Consider the following 16,471-nt stretch of genomic DNA (forward strand, 5'->3'; position numbering starts at 1 on the left):
ACGAACCACGGCTCACAGGCAGTGCCCGCCGGAAATGCGCTCGGCCCGCCCCGCGATCCATCCACAGGCCGATGCGTAGCCGCTGAACGGTCCCGCGGAACGGACGACGCACTGGCGGGCCGGTGTCCCGGAAGCGCAGGATCGGCCCCGAGCGCCGTCGAGTTCCGGCGCGGCCTCGCTCGCGGCGCGGGCGGGCCGGATCCATCCACAATCATGCACAAGGAGAACTGATGCCCATCGACCCGAAGATCGCGCTCGGCGCGCAACTGCCGAGCCGGGAGTTCGCCTGGACCCCCTCGGACGTGCAGCTCTACCAGCTGGGCCTCGGTGCGGGCACGCGCTGGACCGACCCCGCCGAGCTGCGCTATCTCGACGATCGGGAACCGCAGGTGCTGCCGACCTTCGCCACCGTGGCGGCGACGGTGCACGAGACCGAGCCGCCGCGGGTGAGCTTCCCCGGCGTCGAGATCGACCTGGCGAAGGTGGTGCACGGTCACCAGGAGGTCGAGGTGCACCGGCCGATCCCGGCCGCGGGCAAGGCGACCAAGGTCAGCCGGATCGCCGAGGTCTGGGACAAGGGCTCGGCGGCAGTCATCGTTCAGGAGCACACGGTGACCGGTTCCGACGGAGCGCCGCTGTGGACCGAGCGCTCCTCGATTTTCGCCAAGGGCGAGGGTGGCTTCGGCGGCGAGCGCGGCCCCAGCACCAAGTCGGAATTGCCCGACCGGGCACCGGATTTCGACGTCACCACGCCGACGCTCCCGCAGCAGGCGCTGCTCTACCGGATGTCCGGCGACCGCAACCCGCTGCACTCCGACCCGGAATTCGCCCGCGCGGCCGGGTTTCCCGCGCCCATCCTGCACGGATTGTGCAGCTACGGCATCGTCTGCAAGACCGCGACCGACACCGTGCTCGGCTCCGACGCCAGCCGCGTCATCGGATTCCGCGCCCGGTTCGCAGGCGTGCTCTACCCGGGCGAGACGATCCGCACCCGGATCTGGCGGCAGGACGACGTACTCACCATCGCCGCGACCGTTGTAGAACGCGACGACGCACCTGTCCTCGGCGACGTCTCCCTACGGATCCGCCCCGCCTGAGCAGTCTCCCTCGCACGACGGCGCGCCACATGTGGGTGAGCGCGTCCGCGGGGCGTCGTGCGTGGCCGGGCGCTCGTCGCCTGGAAGCATTCCAGCGTTCAGCATCTCGGCCCAGTAGTCGCGTCGAACCCGGTCCCAGAGTCCACGCTATGGCCTGTTGCGCGGCCGGACCTGCAATCCGGCGCACCGGCTACCGCAGAGGTCGTCAGCGCATACGACCAGTTCGAACAGTAATGAGGCACTGTCACCCCGTACTCGACGACGCAAGGATTTCCCAATGGGCTCACGGCGTGACTACTACCGAGATCCGAACGCGCCACGGCCGAACTCGCTGAAGCCGGGAGCTTCCGCGCTGGTGACCGACGAGGACGGGCGTGTGCTGATGCAACGCCGTGGCGACTCGGGTAAGTGGTCTCTACCCGGTGGAATCATGGAGGTAGGCGAGACTCTGGAGGGTTGCGCGGTTCGGGAGACCCGCGAAGAGACCGGACTGGACATCGAGATCACCGGCTTGCTCGGTATCTACACCGACCCTGAGCACGTGATCGAACACGCGGACGGTGAGGTCCGGCAAGAGTTCGCAGTGGTCTACTACGGCAAAGTGACCGGTGGGAGGATCTCCGTGTCTGATGAATCGACCTCTGTCGAATTCCTACGACTCGAAGAACTCGAGACGCTGCCCGTACACGAGACTGTTCGGCTCCGGTTGCAGCACCACGCCGAACAGCGCACGACTCCGTATCTGGGTTGACCGCGAAACATTCAGCCGAGATAGACGAACGCCCACCGGCCTCCGGCGCCTCAGGCTTCGCCGGACGGCCGTAGCTCCCGATCGCCACGCCCGCGTCTGGCGGCGACGCCCTGGATCACCAGGGCGTACAGCACCAGCACGAGCACCGGCGCGGCCAGCGGCGCCCAGGCCAGGCGCAGGGGGACGAGGGCGGCGAGGACGGCGGCCGCCGTGAAGCCGACCGCCCCGGCCACCGACGGGATCGTGGTGGGCACCACGCCGTGCGGCGCGGTCACCGTGGCGGCGTTGAGCAGGTAGGTCGTGGCCACCAATCCCGTTGCGGCGGAGGCGAGCACACCCGCGTCGGCGAGGACCAGCACGCCGAGCGCTAGCAGCACCGCGCAGACCGCCAGCGGCCGCAGCCACCAGCCGAGCCCGACGACGACCAAGGCGGGAACGCCGATCCACGGCTCCAGCAGCGCCACCGACGTCGCCAGCAGCACGCCGGAGAGAACGGCGAGGAATTTGGTCATCGGCGCACCCGCACGGTCCTGCGGTGCTCGGGAAGCGCCCGCATGATCTGGTCCAGGCGCGCGTCTTCCGGCCACGCCACGATGTCGACGCCGACGGTGCCCATGTCCCGGTACATGGCCGCGCGCTCGAGCTGCCACATCTTGGCCAGGATGGGGTCGAGGTCGTCCCGGAACGGCGTGCCGCGCAGCACGTCCACCACGACCACCACGTGGCCGCGCTTGCGCAGGTCGATCAGCGCGAGCGCGAACTGGGTGTCCAGCAGCGTGGAGAAGGCCACCACGATCGCGCCGAGCGGCACGGCCGCGTGCGGCGCGAGGGTGCCGGTGGTCGGTATGTGCTCGTCGCCGACGTCGAGCACGGTGTCGACGATGCGGTAGAACTGGCGGCGTCCGATGTCCGGGCGCAGCCATCGCGGCGCCTGTCCGAGGCAGACCACCGCGGTCCGGTCGCCCGCCTGCAAGGTCGACTGCACCACCTGCGCCGCGCCGCGCACCGACAGCTCCAGCGAGTCGGTGGCCGGGCCCGGCGCCTGCTGTGAGGTGTCCACCAGCAGCACGACGTCCGCGGAACGGTTGGTCAGCCGCTCGGTGACATACAGCCGCCCGCGCCGCGCGCTCACCGGCCAGTTCACGATGCGCAACTGGTCGCCGGGCGCGTAGGCGCGGATGTCGGCGTACTCGACGCCGGGCCCGTGCCTGCGGGTCAGGTGGGTGCCGAGCCGCTCGGGAAGTTCGGTGCGCGGCAGGCGCATTCGCTGCGGATCGGTGATCGGATACACGAACAGCTGGCCCGCGGGCAGTACGACGGTGGCGACCGCGAGCCCGGCCGGGCTCAGCGCCGAGACCCGCACCGACACCGGGTAGCGCCCCCATCTGCTCGCCGAGAGCGCGAGCCGCAACCCGGCGGGGGCGATTCCGGAATCGCTGGCCTCCTCGACCTGCATCGCCAGCCCGGTGCAGCTCTGCGGTTTCAGGCGCAGCAGCGCGTGCCCCTTCTCGACGAAGGCGGCGACGGTGAGCAGCACTTCCTCGGTCTCGAAACAGCGCAGCGTGCCGCCGCCGTCGACCTGGATCCTCGTCGAGGACTGCTGAAACCGCGCGGTGGCCAGCACGCCCAGCAACGGCGCGGCGAACACGAGCAGCTGCCATCTGCCGAGGACCACCGCGAGCACCAGGGCCACCGCAGCGCACCCGGCGAGCATGAAGACCAGCGGTGCGGGCCGCCACCGCAATTCGGCGTCGACCGCGGAGCTGGCGTCGCGGTGCCTCATGTCACGGTGGCGCGCGGGACCGGCAGACGGCGCAGCAGTTCGGTGATCACGTCCTCGCCGCGGATGCGGCGCACCCACATCTCCGGCCGCAGCGTGATCCGGTGCGCCATGGCCGGTATCGCCAGCGCCTTCACGTCCTCGGGGATCACGTAGTCGCGGCCGAGCAGCAATGCCCGCGCCCGGGACATCTGCACCAGGTCGAGTTCCGCGCGCGGGCTCGCGCCGACTTCGACCTGCGGGTGCCCCCTGGTAGCCGACGCCAGCGCGACGACATAGCTCACCACGTCGGGGTGCACGGTCACGTACTCGACGGATTGCCGCATCTCCAGCAGTCCGTTCGCGTCCACGACCTGGTTGACCTGCGGCTGCTGCGAGCCGCGCTCCAGCCTGCGGCGGATCATCCTGGTCTCGTCCTGCTCGGACAGATACCCCAGCCGCAGCTGGATGGCGAACCGGTCGAGCTGGGCTTCCGGCAGCGGATAGGTGCCCTCGTATTCGATCGGGTTGTCGGTGGCCAGCACGACGAACGGTTGCGGCAGCAGGAACGTCTCGCCGTCGATGCTGACCTGCCCCTCGGCCATCGCCTCCAGCAGCGCGGCCTGCGTCTTGGGCGGGGTGCGGTTCACCTCGTCGGCCAGCAGCAGGTTGGTGAACACCGGCCCGCGGCGGAAGGTGAACCGGCCGGTGGACATGTCGTAGATCGTCGACCCAAGCAGGTCGGCGGGCAGCAGGTCGGGGGTGAACTGCACGCGGTTGAACTGCAGCCCGAGCGCGGCCGCGAACGATCTCGCGATGAGCGTCTTACCGAGGCCTGGTAAGTCCTCGATCAGCACGTGCCCACCGGACAGCACGGCGATCATGATCAACTGCAACTCGTCCTGCTTGCCGACCACGACCCGGGACAGCTCCCGGAGCACGGCCTCGCTGCGCTGGATGGTCACGTCCATCGGCATGGTCATTTGTGTACCCGCACTTGCCTCAACCCATTTCACATTCTCTGCAGGCGGCTCAGGATCTCGTCCAGCGCCGCACGTCCCGGTGCCCTGCTGGTCTGATCACGAAGGGCCGAATTGGCCGGATCCACCCAGCGCCACAATTCGGGCCCGAACTGGTGGATGCCCGCGGCCTCGACCGCTCGGCGGTTCTTCGCCACTCGCTGGCCGCTGGAGAGTTCGAACTCCTTGGCCAGCAGCGGACGCAGGTGCCGGTCCCAATCGGCACGGGTGCCGTCCGCACGGTCGGCGAGCATCTGCGCCCTGGCGTGCCAGCGTTGCAGCATCTCCGCCGGACCGTTCTCCATGTCCTCGACCTCGTCGTCCCCGGCCTCGGAGCGCTCGAACAGCGACCAGACCAACCAGCCCAGCGCCACCGCCACCGGGATCCCGGCGACGAGCAGCAGCAGCCCGCGGGCGCGCTCGACAGCCACCAGCTCGATCACCGCGACGACGATCACGCCGGTGATCACCACCCCCATCCGGTTCACGGGATGTCCTTCCTCGCCCAGCCGGTCACGCGGGCACCTCCCCTTGCAGGTCGGCGAGCACGATGCGCAGCAACTGCTCGGCCCGCATGCGCTGCCATTCGAGCATGGCGTGCGGGCTGAACCTGGCCTCCTCGAACAGCGCGACCAGCTCGCGCGCGGACGCGTCGTGCAGCGCGCCGCGTTCGAACGCGCGGGCCAGCACCTCCATCGGGGTGTCCGAGGCGAGCGGAGCGGCGGAGCGGTCGGAGGCCAAGCCACGCTCCATCGCGACGTAGCAGGCGATGATCGCGGTGCGCGGGTCCTGGCCCGGGGCGTTCATCGCGGCCAGGCCCATCTCGGCCGCGCGTGCCAGCGAGTCCGCCACGGTGGGCGCCGCCGGAGCAGCGGGCGCGGCCGCGGGTGCGGGCTTGCGCCGCGACGACACCGCGACCACGACCAAACCGCTCATCGCCACCGTCACCAAGCCCGCCGCCGCGATTCCGGCCAGCACCAGCGCCGTCCCGGTCAGCTCCGCCGACCTCGGGTCGTATTCGGTGGGCGGCGCCGATGTCCCCGGCTCCGGGGCGGCGCCCGTGGTGGTGGCGGGCGCCGCCGGGCGCGCGGGCTCGCTCGGCCTGCTCGCGCCGATGAAGTAGATCGCCGACGCCGCCGCGAGCAGCACCCCGAGCAGCGCGAGCGCGCCTAGCACCACCAGGCCGGTCCGCCCGAGACGCCACTGCCTGCGCTCGTCCTCCCGTTCCGGCTCGGGCATGGCCAGCGGCAACCGGTGCTGACTGGCGATCACCCCCGCCAACAGGATCACGATCGACACGCTCAGCAGCACCGGCATGAGCGCGACCGACAAAGCGGACGGTACGTGCCTGCGCGGCCCGGCTTCGGTAATTCCTGGGATGTATCCGTGCAGAGCGATGGCGGCAAAAGCCAGCAGCGTGATCAGGACGATCACGCGCGATATCGGCGCTCGCGCCCGGGCCACTGGCTACCACCAAATCTGAGTACTGCACAAAACAGCCACATAGTTACATGCCGAGCGGTCCGCTCGGGATGGAATGGAATACTTCGGAGTCCCTCCTCTTAAACCGCACCTGTGTGGGGCTCCGGTGGGCACTCCGGAGTGGCGGCGGCTACCGGGCGATTTCGGTCGAGGACTGGGACAATTCACAAAGTCGGCTCGCCAAACGTGAGATATCCGGCACTTCCCGGACGTCCCGCACCAGCTCATCGAGCACCGAAGACGCGACGACGACGAGTTCGCAATCGGTGTCGTAGAGAACGTCGACGAGGTTCACGAAACGCATCGACCAGGCGGGCGGAACTTCGCGCAGCGGGGGTACATCTCGTATTTCCCAGTGCGGAAATCGTTGGGCCAGCGCCACATAATCCGCCGCGGATGTTGGGACACCGCACAATTCGGCGAAGTCGATGACCAGAGCGCCGCCGGCTACGGCAATGGCGCGCAATCTCCGCGGGCCGATGGAAATCTCGACCGGTGATTCATCGACGCGTTGTGCCACATCGCGTTTCCAGACGCCGGTGGCCACTGTCGACAGCGTCTTCCGAGCCGCCGGATCCACGAGATATCGACCGGCGGCGAATCCGGTGCGGGAGCCACGGAAGTCCAAGGAGCGATAGTCGATCGCGCCGTCGACGGCCACCACGTCCATGCTCGCGAGGATCCGCTCGATCGTCGGCACGAACCGGTGGTGGAACAGCGGATTCGGCAACAGCTCGCCCGGCGGATAGTTCGAGGTCACCACCAGTGCGATCCGGCGGGCGAACAGCGCGTCGAGCAGTCGCGCGATCAGCATCGCGTCACCGATATCGTGCACGTGGAATTCGTCGAAGCAGACCAGCAACGCATCGCCGAGCAGCGCGTCCACCGCGGCGTCGATCGAGCCGGACGTGTGCGCCGCGGCGTGCAGACCGGCGAAGAACTGGTGAAAGTGATAGCGCCGCTTACGTTCCGAGGCGACCTCGGCGAAGAACCGATTCATCAGCATGGTCTTGCCGCGACCGGGTCTGCCGTGGAGATAGACGCCGCGGCGGCGCCGCACCGGCCGGCCGTGCCGATCCAGAAGTTCGCGCAACCGCGCCGCCGCCCGCGCCTGATCGGAATCCCACTGGATGATCTCGGGTTCCATGACACCTCCTCGTCCTCTACATTTGTAGAGGACGACGCCGCTCCGCGGCAGGAAGGGTGATCATGTCCACAGGCGACCGGCGCGCGCTCCTCGTCGACACGGCTATCGAACTGATCGCGGCGAGGGGCCTGCGCGCGCTCACGCACCGCGCGCTGGACGTGAAGCTGGGCCTGCCCGCCGGATCGGCTTCCTACTACTTCCGCAGCAAACGCGCGCTCATCGAAGCCATCGTGGACCGGATCACCACCCGATCCCACGACGATTTCGCCACGGCCGCACTGGCGCCGACCGGTGCCATGGCGCCGGAAGCGATCGCCGTGGCCATCGCCGCTTGGCTGGACCGGCTACTGGCCGAACGGCGCGCGCACCTGATCGCCCGGCACGCTCTGCTCATCGATTTGCTGGACGATCGGGACCTGCATCCCCGGCTCGTACGCAGCCTGTTCTCCACCGACCGGGCCCGAGACCTCTTCCGCGCGATAGGTGCGGCCGACCCGGACACCCGGGCGGACGACTTCGTCGCCGTCGTCGAGGGAGCCGTCTTCGACCGCTTCGCGGGCAACCGCACCGCCCTGCGCCCGGACACACCGGAAAGCGTGCGGCAGCTCGCCCGCATCCTCGCCGCACACCTGAGCGCGTGACCGCCGCCGCTCAGCGCGGCCAGCCCCGCTGACTGTAGGTCTCGCCGGTGAGGTAGCCGCGGATACCGGCGGCCGGATACGGGATGAGATCCTCCGGCAGCTTCGCGAGCGGAAACCACCGCAATTCGTAGGACTTGTCGGGCTCGCGGTTGACCGGCTCACCCGCCCAGCGGCGAGTCTCGAAGAACAACCCGATCCGGGCTTCTCGCCCGGTATCGACGACATGCGCGGAATGGACGTGCCGCAGATCCGCCGGGTCGATCAGCACGCCCACCTCCTCGCTCGCCTCGCGGACCACCGCGGCGAGCGCGGACTCCCCCGCCTCCAACTTCCCGGCGGGCAGGTGCCACAACCCGTCGAACTCGTCCGCGCTGCGCCGCCTGCTCAGCAACAACTCCGTGTCGCGCAGCAACAGCACATGCACGTCCACTACATGCCGGACCACCACCGGCCCCAACCTACGCGCGCCGCGATTCACCCGAGGCGGTACCGACACTCGGTCAGCACTTCGCACCCGCCGTAGCGGGTGCGAAGCGAGACCCGAGTACGCGAAGCGAGGCTCAGCCGGTGGTGAGGACCAGGCCGGAGGTGGGGACGCCGGTGCCCGCGGTGACCACGATGTTGGTCAGGTCGGAGACCGGGTTGACCGAGGTGCCGCGAATCTGGCGCACGGCCTCGGCGATGCCGTTCATACCGTGGATGTACGCCTCGCCGAGCTGGCCACCGTGGGTGTTGAGCGGCAGGCGGCCGCCTGCCTCGATGGCGCCGCCCGCGATGAAGTCCTTCGCCTCGCCCCGTCCGCAGAACCCGAGCTCCTCCAGCTGCATGAGGACGAACGGGGTGAAGTGGTCGTAGAGGATCGCGGCCTGCATGTCCTCCGGGCGCAATCCGCTCTGCGCCCACAGCTGGTCACCGACCAGGCCCATCTCCGGAAGACCGGTCATGGCGTCGCGGTAGTAGCTGGTCATCACGTATTGGTCGGCTCCGGACCCCTGGGCGGCAGCGGCGATCACGGCCGGACGCTGCGGCAGATCGCGGGCCCGCTCGGCGCTGGTGACCACGATCGCGACGCCGCCGTCGGACTCCTGGCAGCAGTCCAGCAGATGCAGCGGCTCGGCGATCCAGCGGGAATTCTGGTGCTCCTCCAGCGTGATCGGCTTGCCGTAGAAGAAGGCGGCCGGGTTCACCGCGGCATGCTTGCGGTCGGCCACGGCCACTCGGCCGAAGTCCTCGCTGGTGGCCCCGTAGACATGCATGTAGCGCCGGGCGACCATCGCGACCTGCGCGGCCGGCGTGCCGAGCCCCTGCGGGTAGGACCACCCCGCGTCGATGCCCGACGAGGTGGGCGCGGTGGCCAGCGCCGTGGAGAACTGCCCGAAGCGCGACACCGACCGCTCGTTGAACGCGCGATAGGCCACCACCACATCGGCGATTCCGGTGGCCACCGCCATGGCGGCCTGCTGGATGGTGGCGCAGGCCGCGCCGCCGCCGTAGCCGATGTGGCTGAAGAACTTCAGCTGCGGAATGCCGACCGCCCTGGCGACGGCGGCCTGGGTGTTGGTGTCCATGGTGAACGTGGTCAGGCCGTCCACGTCGGCGGGCGTCAGGCCCGCGTCGGCCAGCGCGGCGGTGACCGCCTCGGCGGCCAGGCGCAGTTCGCTGCGGCCGGAGTCCTTGGAGAAGTCGGTGGCCCCGATGCCGACGATGGCGGCGCGGCCGGAAATGCTCTGCTCAGACATCGGCCCTCCGCAACGCGATGACGGCCGTGGCCGTGATGTGGTCGCCGAGACTGTCCTTGCCGACCACGTCGATATGGATGTCGTCGCCCTCCAGCGCGGTCACGGTGCCGGTGAGCGTCAGCGTGTCCCCGGCGTACAACGGCACGCCCAGGCGCAGCGCGATCGACTTGACGACGGCGCGCGGGCCCGCCCAGTCGGTGACGAAACGCTGCACCAAACCGGTGTCGGTCAGGATGTTGACGAAGATGTCCTTCGAGCCGCGAGCGACAGCCTTGTCCCGGTCGTGGTGCACGTCCTGGAAGTCCCTGGTGGCCAAGGCGGTGCTGATCACGAACGTCGGGTCGGCGTGGATCACCGACTCGGGCAGCACCGTGCCGACGCGCACGGCGCCCGGTGCCACGGCGGCGGTCATGCGACCACCTGCCAGACCGGCAGGCTCGCCTCGTCGTCGAGCTTCTCGAAGCCCACCTCGACCGGCAGGCCGACCCGCACCTCGGCGGGGTCGATGCCGCGCAGTTCACCGAGCATGCGCACGCCTTCCTCCAATTCGACCAGCGCCACCACGAACGGCAGCTGCCGCCCCGGCACCTTCGGCGCGTGGTGCACGACGTAACTGAACACGGTGCCGCGCCCGGAGGCGACGACGTAGTCGGTCGGCTTCGACTTGTCCTGCCAGATGGCCGGAATGGGCGGATGCCGCAATGATCCGTCCGGCAGCCGCTGGATGCGCAGCTCGCCCGCTTTCGTTCCCTCCCAGAAGAATTCGGTGTCCCAGGAGACCAGCGGCTTGACCCGCTCACCCGCGGCGGGTTTCGGCGCCGCGGTGCCGGGGGCGAATTTCAGCAGGCGGAACAGCATCTCGGCGACCACCTCGTCACCCACCCGCCAACTGGTCCGGAAGGTGACGAACCATCCCTCGCCCAGCGCGGTGCGCTTCGGGCCGCGGATATCCGACAGCGTGCTGGTGACCGAGACCTGCTCGCCGACTTCGAGGTAGCGGTGGTAGGTCTGCTGACAATCCGTGGCGACCACGGAGGTGTAACCCGCCGCGTCGAGCAGCTCGGTGGCCGCGCCCATCGGGTCGTCGGCGGGGCGGGAGCCGTTGAGTCCGAACATGGTCCACACCTGGGCCATGGCGGGCGGCGCGACGACGCCGGGATGACCCGCCGCACGCGCCGCCTCCTCGTCGACATAGATCGGGTTGGCGTCGCCGAGCGCCTCGACCCAGTTGTTGATCATCGGCTGGTTCACCGGATCACGCCCGAAACGGGGCGCGCACTCACCCGCCGCCCGAATGGCTTCGGCTGCGGCGATGATCGCTTCCGGAGTAGTGGTTTCCGGCACGCGCGGCTCCTTCACTCGTTATCGGGGTACTCGCGGCAACCGCAGTCCGGACGAGGCGACCAGTTCGCGCATCACCTCGTTGACGCCACCGCCGAAGGTGACCACCAGGTTCTGCTTGGTCCTGCGGTCCAGCCAGGTCAGCAGTTCGCCGGTGGCCGGGTCGGCCGGGTCGCCGTAGCGGCCGATGATCTCCTCGGCGAGCCTGCCCGCCTCCTGGAGCGATTCGGTCGAGTAGATCTTGGTGGCGGACGCGTCGGCGATCACCTGGGCTTGGTCACCATCCACGCCGGCGGCGGTCGCGCCGGGCCCGGAGGCGGTAGCGGAGCGTGACCACGCAGGGCCCCGCGAACGCCGCCCATCGGACGCAGCGGCCACCTGCCAGTTCAGCAGTTCGTTCAGCCGCACCATGGCGTGGATGCGGCCCAGCGCGCGCCGCACGTCCGGTTCGCCGAGCACGCCGCGCGGTTGCGCCCAGTCGCGTACCCGGTCGTAGAGCTGCTCGATCTTGCCGGACGGCCCCAGGCTCACCCGCTCGTGGTTGAGCTGCGTCGTGATCAGCTTCCAGCCCCGGTTCTCCTCGCCGACCAGCATGTTCGCTGGGACGCGCACATTGTCGAAATAGGTCGCGTTGGTGTGGTGCGCGCCGTCGCAGGTGATGATGGGCGTCCACGAGTAGCCGGGATCGGTGGTGTCCACGATCAGGATCGTGATGCCGCGGTGGCGTGACTCGGTCGAACCGGTGCGGCAGGCCAGCCAGACGAAGTCGGCCTCGTGCGCGCCCGTGGTGAAGATCTTCTGCCCGTTGACGACCCAGTCCCCGGACTCGTCGCGCACCGCCGACGTGCGCAGCGAGGCCAGGTCGGTGCCCGCCTCCGGCTCGGAGTAGCCGATCGCGAAATGGATATCGCCGGACAGGATCCCGGGCAGGAATCGCTGCTTCTGCTCGTCCGTGCCGAACTGCTGCAAGGTGGGTCCGACGGTCAGCAGCGTCACCAGCGGCAGCGGGACGTCGGCCCGGACCGCCTCGTTGAAGAAGATCTGCTGCTCGACCGGCCCGAAACCCTGGCCGCCGTATTCCTTGGGCCAGCCGACGCCGAGCCACCCGTCGCTCCCCATCCGGCGCACCACGGCGCGGTAGGCGTCGCCGTGCCGGTTCACCGCCATCTCGGCCTCCTCCTCGGGAGTCACGAGATCGGCGAAGTAGGCGCGCAGTTCGTCGCGCAGCCGGCGTTGCTCACTGGTCAGGTCGATGAACATCCGGCCCCCAATCGATCCAGCCGGAACGACGCGCCGCCCAGCCAGCGGGCGATGTCCTTGGCTTGTGAGTAGTAGCGGTGCATCGGGTGGGTCACGTCCACGCCGAGGCCGCCGTGCAGGTGATGGCACTTCTGCATGGCCGCGGGCAGTTGTTCGGCGACGGTGTAGGCCAAGACCGCCAGGTCGTCGTCGGTGCGTTCGCGGTGCTCCTGGCTCGTGTCGTCCTGTGCGAGCGCCCAGTTCGCCGAGACCGCGGCGACGTGCAGGGTCCGCGAGACGACGTACAGGTCCGCGATCTGCTGGGCCACCGCTTGGAACTCGGCCAGCGGCCTGCCGAACTGGTGACGGGTGCGCAGATGTTCCGCGGTGAGCGTGATCGCCCCCCTGAGCAACCCATCGGCCACCGAGCCGATGGAAGCGAGCGCCAACCGGTGCAGCTCCGCCAGGCCGTTCGGCCACAACTGTTCGGCGGGTATCTCCACTCGGTCCAGCTGCACGGTGTATTCGGGGATGCCGCCGGAGACGGGAGTCGGCGTCAGCGTGAGGCCTTCGGCCCGCGTGTCGACGAGGGCGATCCCGGAATCGGTCGGCACGAGCAGCCAGCTCGCCTGCTCGGCGTAGGGCACGGCGACCTTGCGCCCGCTGATGCGCACGATGTTCCCGCTGGTGACCGCGATGGTCTTCGGTTCGACGGTGAAAGGTGCCGCGGCTTCGCTCAGCGCTGCCGTGACCACCGTTCCCTTGGCGATGTCGGGCAGCACCCGCGCCCCGACGCTCTCCGGCGCGCTCGCCACCAGCGGCAGCACGCCGAAGCCCAGCGTCGGAAGGGCGGGCACCGCGACCGCGTCCGTCGCCAGCTCGGTCAGGAGAGCCGCCACCTCGAGCAGCCCCATGCCGTCACCGCCGTGCCGCTCCGGTACCGCGACGACAAGCAGTCCGGAGTCGACCAATTTCGGCCACAGTTCCATATCGCGAGCGGTTTCCCGCTCCAGCAAACTCACGACGACCTCGGCCACCGCGTCCTGGCCCTCGTCCCTGGTGAAATCCACGTTTTCTCCCGGTTGTCGGCGACTAGCTGTTCACGTCGCGAGGCAGCCCGAGAATCCGCTCACCAGCCACGGTGAGCAAGATCTGCTCGGTTCCACCAGCGATCGACAGACAGCGCGTCAGCAGGAATTCCTTCGCTGCTTCGGAATCCTGCGCGCCGGAAGGCCCTGTCGTCTCGACAGCGAATTCCGCGACCGCTTGGCGGTGGCGCACCCCGACCAATTTGCGAACACTACTTTGCGCACCGGGGTCACCCCCCACCAGCAACTTCACTGCGGCGCGTTGTTCGAGCAGAAGCCCGGCGACGGCTTCGGCGACGAATCCGCCGAGCCGGTCGTTCACCATTTCGGCGCCTGGGCCGGTGGCGAGCGATTTCGCGATCAGTTCTTCGAGCACCGGACCGATTCCGTTCCCACCCATGGCGACCCGCTCGGTCGCCAAGGTGGAACGGGCTATTTTCCATCCATTGTTCAACGCGCCGACCACGCAATCATCGGGCACGAACACATCGTCGAGGAACACCTCACTGAAACGCGCCTCCCCGGTGATCTGCACCAGCGGCCGCACTTCGAGTCCGGCGCTGTTCATATCGACCAAGAAGTAGGTGATGCCACGGTGTTTGGGCGCATCCGGATCTGTCCGCGCCAAGCAGATCGCCCAGTTCGCTTTATCCCCCAGCGAAGTCCACACCTTTTGGCCGCGCAGCACCCAGCCGCCGTCCGCCTTCTTCGCGGTGGTGCGCAACGCCGCCAGATCGGAGCCCGCTTCGGGTTCGCTGAACAGCTGGCACCAGACCACCTCGCCGCGCAAGGTCGCCCAGGCGAAGCGCTCGATCTGCTCCGGAGTCCCGTGCTGCAACAGCGTCGGAATCGCCCAGCCGCCGATGGTCAGATCCGGCGCGGTGAGCCCGGCGCGGCGCAGCTCCTCGGAGATCACCAGACCGGTCATCGGGTCCGCGGCGCGTCCATACGGCCGCGGCCAATGCGGCATGACCAGACCCGCCTCGACCAATGCGTCGCGCTGCCGATCTGCGGGCAGGGCGGCGATCCGCGCGACTTCGGCGGACAGCTCCTGCGCGCTGTCGCCGTCCACGGCCACGCCCTCCTCGGCGAAGACCCGGTCGGCGCCGGTGGTGCGCCGCAGGCCCTGACGGGTCAACTCGGTGACCCGCGCCCGCCAGCGCGCCGAGCCGCCGAGCAGTTGCCGCAGTGCCGTCGCCCGGCGCAGGTACAGGTGCGCGTCGTGCTCCCAGGTGAAGCCGATGCCGCCGAGCACCTGAATGCAGTCCTTGGCGGTCTCGACCGCGGCGTCCAGGGCGATCGCGGCCGCGATGGCGGCGGCGATCGGCAGCTCGGCGCCGCCGTCGTCCACGGCGGCCGCGGTGTCGGCCGCTACGGCGCGGATGAGCTCGGTGCGGCACAGCATCCAGGCGCAGATGTGCTTGACCGCCTGGAACGAACCGATCTTGCGGCCGAACTGCTCGCGCACCTTGGCGTACTCGACCGCGGTCTCCAGGCACCAGCCCGCCAGGCCGGACAGTTCGGCGGCGACCAGCGCGACCAGCAGATCCCCGGCGGCGTGTGGCGCGACGAACACGTGTTCGGCGGGCACGCGCAGATCGGCGCAGTGCACCCGGGCCAGCGGCGTGCTCGGATCCAGCGGCGCGAGCGCCTCCACGCGCAGGCCGGCGGCATCGGGCCGGACCAGGCACCACCGCTGCCCCTGCGGCTGATCGATCGGCAGCAGCACGGCGGTGCCGGGGGCGGCGCCGAGCACGGAATCCCAGGTACCCGTGAGCAACACGCCGTCGCTTGCGGCAGGTACGCTCACCGTCGAACCGACGACGAAGTCGAGCGCGACCCCGCAGGGCAGGTCCTCGTCGAGCCGGCCCGCGGTGATCAGATTGGCCAAAGCCGTTGCGAGCACGGGGCCGCCGACCAGGTCGTGGGCCGCCTGCTCCACCAGCACGGCCAGATCGGAGACCGACCCGCCCGCACCGCCCGCGTCCTCGGCCACCGCGACCCGGAAGATCCCGATCTCGGCCAGGGCGGGCCAGTAGGCGCGCCAGAAGTCGGCCGCGCCGGTCCGCATTGTTGCAATTGGACGGACCGATGCCGCCCATCCGCGCATCGACTCCTGAACGGCTTTATGCTCGTCAGTGGTGGCGATGGTCACACTCCATACCGCCTTTCCGGCGTGACTCCCACACCTAGAACATGTTCTAATATCCTAGCCGGGCGGAAGTCAAGAGACCATCACGCCGCGGCGACACCGCGCACGCAGCCGACGAAACGACGTTTCCGGAAAGGACTTTCATCAATGGCCAGTCCGTCCCGATCGCAGCCAGCCGACTCGAGCGCGGCCCGGCCCGCGGCCACGGTCACCACGCTCAGCGAGGACGAGCTGAGTTCGGCGGCGCAGCGTGAACGGCGCAAGCGGATCCTGGACGCGACCTTGGCACTCGCGTCCAAAGGCGGTTACGACGCGGTCCAGATGCGCGCGGTGGCCGAGCGCGCCGACGTCGCCGTCGGCACGCTGTACCGCTACTTCCCGTCCAAGGTGCACCTGCTGGTCTCGGCGCTGTCGCGCGAATTCGAGCAGATCGAAGGCAAACGCAAGCCGCTTGCCGGGCAGTCCCCGCAGGAGCGCATGCACCTGCTGCTCACCCAGATCACCCGGATGATGCAGCGCGACCCCCTGCTCACCGAGGCCATGACCCGGGCGTTCATGTTCGCCGACGCCTCCGCCGCGGCCGAGGTGGACCGCGTGGGCAAGGTGATGGACCGTGTCTTCGCGCGGGCCATGAACGACGGCGAGCCCACCGAACGGCAGCTGGCCATCGCACGGGTGATCAGCGATGTGTGGTTGTCGAATCTGGTCGCTTGGCTGACTCGGCGCGCCTCGGCCACCGACGTCACCGAACGACTCGAACTGACCGTCGACCTCCTGCTCGGCGAACGCAACCAGTAAGCTCTGTCGGGATCTCTCAGCGCACATCGAGCGAATTCGGCCCCGGCCACCCGCCGGGCCCGAAGACCTCCCCTGTGCTGGGACGAAGCTCACCCGCTCCGATCCCGTCGCCGTTAGCTGGGCAGATCCACCGGACACCGGTTCAGCACCTGCGTTATCGTGCGCACGCGGACCGGCGCGCTTCTGTGCGGCAAATTCAACACAGTATTGTTTTGCCC

At 69.3% G+C, this 16,471-nt stretch carries 17 protein-coding genes; 4 read left to right on the forward strand and 13 right to left on the reverse strand.

The features are described from left to right. Window positions 1-230 precede the first annotated feature (230 nt). Both chsH3 and NG1_RS06185 read left to right on the forward strand, forming a co-directional pair. Window positions 231-1,097: an enoyl-CoA hydratase ChsH3 gene (gene chsH3 / locus NG1_RS06180; RefSeq protein ID WP_062968823.1), complete on the forward strand. Its 867-nt coding sequence runs from the start codon at window positions 231-233 to the stop codon at window positions 1,095-1,097. 277 nt (window positions 1,098-1,374) lie between these two features. Then, on the forward strand, window positions 1,375-1,848 hold the full coding sequence (locus NG1_RS06185; protein WP_062968825.1) for an NUDIX hydrolase: 474 nt from the start codon (window positions 1,375-1,377) through the stop codon (window positions 1,846-1,848). Between the two features lie 50 nt (window positions 1,849-1,898). Here the strand turns inward: NG1_RS06185 and NG1_RS06190 are convergent, their stop codons facing one another. The 6 genes from NG1_RS06190 to zapE all read right to left on the reverse strand — a co-directional run bounded on the left by NG1_RS06190 (window position 1,899) and on the right by zapE (window position 7,255). After that, window positions 1,899-2,360, reverse strand: coding sequence for a hypothetical protein (locus tag NG1_RS06190; protein WP_062968827.1), 462 nt, complete (start codon window positions 2,358-2,360; stop codon window positions 1,899-1,901). After that, window positions 2,357-3,631 (reverse strand): DUF58 domain-containing protein, encoded by a 1,275-nt coding sequence (locus tag NG1_RS06195; RefSeq protein WP_062968830.1) that lies wholly within the window; start codon window positions 3,629-3,631, stop codon window positions 2,357-2,359. Before NG1_RS06195 ends, NG1_RS06190 begins: the two co-directional genes overlap by 4 nt. Further along, entirely contained in the window at window positions 3,628-4,590 is a 963-nt protein-coding gene (locus NG1_RS06200) for an AAA family ATPase (RefSeq protein WP_040864571.1), read from the reverse strand. The genes NG1_RS06195 and NG1_RS06200 overlap by 4 nt, the downstream gene beginning before the upstream one ends. 29 nt (window positions 4,591-4,619) lie before the next feature. After that, window positions 4,620-5,105 carry a hypothetical protein gene (locus NG1_RS06205; protein ID WP_062968832.1) on the reverse strand — a complete coding sequence of 162 codons (486 nt, stop codon included), beginning with the start codon at window positions 5,103-5,105 and terminating at the stop codon, window positions 4,620-4,622. A gap of 34 nt (window positions 5,106-5,139) precedes the next feature. Beyond that, window positions 5,140-6,060 carry a DUF4129 domain-containing protein gene (locus NG1_RS06210; protein WP_062968834.1) on the reverse strand — a complete coding sequence of 307 codons (921 nt, stop codon included), beginning with the start codon at window positions 6,058-6,060 and terminating at the stop codon, window positions 5,140-5,142. Between the two features lie 178 nt (window positions 6,061-6,238). After that, window positions 6,239-7,255 (reverse strand): cell division protein ZapE, encoded by a 1,017-nt coding sequence (gene zapE / locus NG1_RS06215; protein ID WP_062968836.1) that lies wholly within the window; start codon window positions 7,253-7,255, stop codon window positions 6,239-6,241. Window positions 7,256-7,317: 62 nt separating this feature from the next. Here zapE and NG1_RS06220 point away from each other — a divergent pair, with 62 nt between their 5' ends. Beyond that, the gene (locus NG1_RS06220; RefSeq protein WP_062968923.1) at window positions 7,318-7,896 is read left to right on the forward strand and encodes a TetR/AcrR family transcriptional regulator; all 579 of its coding nucleotides are present in this window, start codon (window positions 7,318-7,320) and stop codon (window positions 7,894-7,896) included. A gap of 10 nt (window positions 7,897-7,906) precedes the next feature. Here NG1_RS06220 and NG1_RS06225 read toward each other — a convergent pair whose 3' ends face one another. The 7 genes from NG1_RS06225 to NG1_RS06255 form a co-directional block, all read right to left on the reverse strand. Further along, window positions 7,907-8,344: an NUDIX hydrolase gene (locus tag NG1_RS06225; protein WP_062968925.1), complete on the reverse strand. Its 438-nt coding sequence runs from the start codon at window positions 8,342-8,344 to the stop codon at window positions 7,907-7,909. Between the two features lie 112 nt (window positions 8,345-8,456). Further along, window positions 8,457-9,635 carry a lipid-transfer protein gene (locus NG1_RS06230; RefSeq protein WP_062968838.1) on the reverse strand — a complete coding sequence of 393 codons (1,179 nt, stop codon included), beginning with the start codon at window positions 9,633-9,635 and terminating at the stop codon, window positions 8,457-8,459. Then, window positions 9,628-10,047, reverse strand: a complete 420-nt coding sequence (locus NG1_RS06235) for a MaoC family dehydratase (RefSeq protein ID WP_062968840.1) — start codon at window positions 10,045-10,047, stop codon at window positions 9,628-9,630. Before NG1_RS06235 ends, NG1_RS06230 begins: the two co-directional genes overlap by 8 nt. Beyond that, entirely contained in the window at window positions 10,044-10,979 is a 936-nt protein-coding gene (locus NG1_RS06240; RefSeq protein WP_062968927.1) for a bifunctional MaoC family dehydratase N-terminal/OB-fold nucleic acid binding domain-containing protein, read from the reverse strand. The genes NG1_RS06235 and NG1_RS06240 overlap by 4 nt, the downstream gene beginning before the upstream one ends. An 18-nt stretch (window positions 10,980-10,997) precedes the next feature. Further along, a complete protein-coding gene (locus NG1_RS06245; RefSeq protein ID WP_062968842.1) occupies window positions 10,998-12,236 on the reverse strand; it encodes an acyl-CoA dehydrogenase family protein in 1,239 nt (412 codons plus the stop codon). Beyond that, a complete protein-coding gene (locus tag NG1_RS06250) occupies window positions 12,221-13,285 on the reverse strand; it encodes an acyl-CoA dehydrogenase family protein (RefSeq protein ID WP_062968844.1) in 1,065 nt (354 codons plus the stop codon). Before NG1_RS06250 ends, NG1_RS06245 begins: the two co-directional genes overlap by 16 nt. 22 nt (window positions 13,286-13,307) lie before the next feature. After that, complete coding sequence (locus NG1_RS06255; RefSeq protein ID WP_210750591.1) at window positions 13,308-15,413, reverse strand: acyl-CoA dehydrogenase family protein; 2,106 nt, start codon at window positions 15,411-15,413, stop codon at window positions 13,308-13,310. A 189-nt stretch (window positions 15,414-15,602) separates the two neighbouring features. Between NG1_RS06255 and kstR the strand changes: the two genes are divergently transcribed. Further along, a complete protein-coding gene (gene kstR, locus NG1_RS06260) occupies window positions 15,603-16,253 on the forward strand; it encodes a cholesterol catabolism transcriptional regulator KstR (protein ID WP_040864563.1) in 651 nt (216 codons plus the stop codon). Window positions 16,254-16,471 lie beyond the last annotated feature (218 nt).

Origin of the sequence: Nocardia gamkensis NBRC 108242 (assembly GCF_001612985.1) — a bacterium.
Lineage (GTDB): Bacteria > Actinomycetota > Actinomycetes > Mycobacteriales > Mycobacteriaceae > Nocardia > Nocardia gamkensis.

What these genes read in the sequence shown, in the direction of transcription:
- chsH3 (WP_062968823.1), top strand. Translation starts at nt 231, where the DNA reads ATGCCCATCGACCCGAAGATCGCGCTCGGCGCGCAACTGCCGAGCCGG.
- NG1_RS06185 (WP_062968825.1), top strand. Translation starts at nt 1,375, where the DNA reads ATGGGCTCACGGCGTGACTACTACCGAGATCCGAACGCGCCACGGCCG.
- NG1_RS06190 (WP_062968827.1), bottom strand. Translation starts at nt 2,360, where the DNA reads ATGACCAAATTCCTCGCCGTTCTCTCCGGCGTGCTGCTGGCGACGTCG.
- NG1_RS06195 (WP_062968830.1), bottom strand. Translation starts at nt 3,631, where the DNA reads ATGAGGCACCGCGACGCCAGCTCCGCGGTCGACGCCGAATTGCGGTGG.
- NG1_RS06200 (WP_040864571.1), bottom strand. Translation starts at nt 4,590, where the DNA reads ATGACCATGCCGATGGACGTGACCATCCAGCGCAGCGAGGCCGTGCTC.
- NG1_RS06205 (WP_062968832.1), bottom strand. Translation starts at nt 5,105, where the DNA reads ATGGGGGTGGTGATCACCGGCGTGATCGTCGTCGCGGTGATCGAGCTG.
- zapE (WP_062968836.1), bottom strand. Translation starts at nt 7,255, where the DNA reads ATGGAACCCGAGATCATCCAGTGGGATTCCGATCAGGCGCGGGCGGCG.
- NG1_RS06220 (WP_062968923.1), top strand. Translation starts at nt 7,318, where the DNA reads ATGTCCACAGGCGACCGGCGCGCGCTCCTCGTCGACACGGCTATCGAA.
- NG1_RS06230 (WP_062968838.1), bottom strand. Translation starts at nt 9,635, where the DNA reads ATGTCTGAGCAGAGCATTTCCGGCCGCGCCGCCATCGTCGGCATCGGG.
- NG1_RS06235 (WP_062968840.1), bottom strand. Translation starts at nt 10,047, where the DNA reads ATGACCGCCGCCGTGGCACCGGGCGCCGTGCGCGTCGGCACGGTGCTG.
- NG1_RS06245 (WP_062968842.1), bottom strand. Translation starts at nt 12,236, where the DNA reads ATGTTCATCGACCTGACCAGTGAGCAACGCCGGCTGCGCGACGAACTG.
- NG1_RS06255 (WP_210750591.1), bottom strand. Translation starts at nt 15,413, where the DNA reads ATGCGCGGATGGGCGGCATCGGTCCGTCCAATTGCAACAATGCGGACC.
- kstR (WP_040864563.1), top strand. Translation starts at nt 15,603, where the DNA reads ATGGCCAGTCCGTCCCGATCGCAGCCAGCCGACTCGAGCGCGGCCCGG.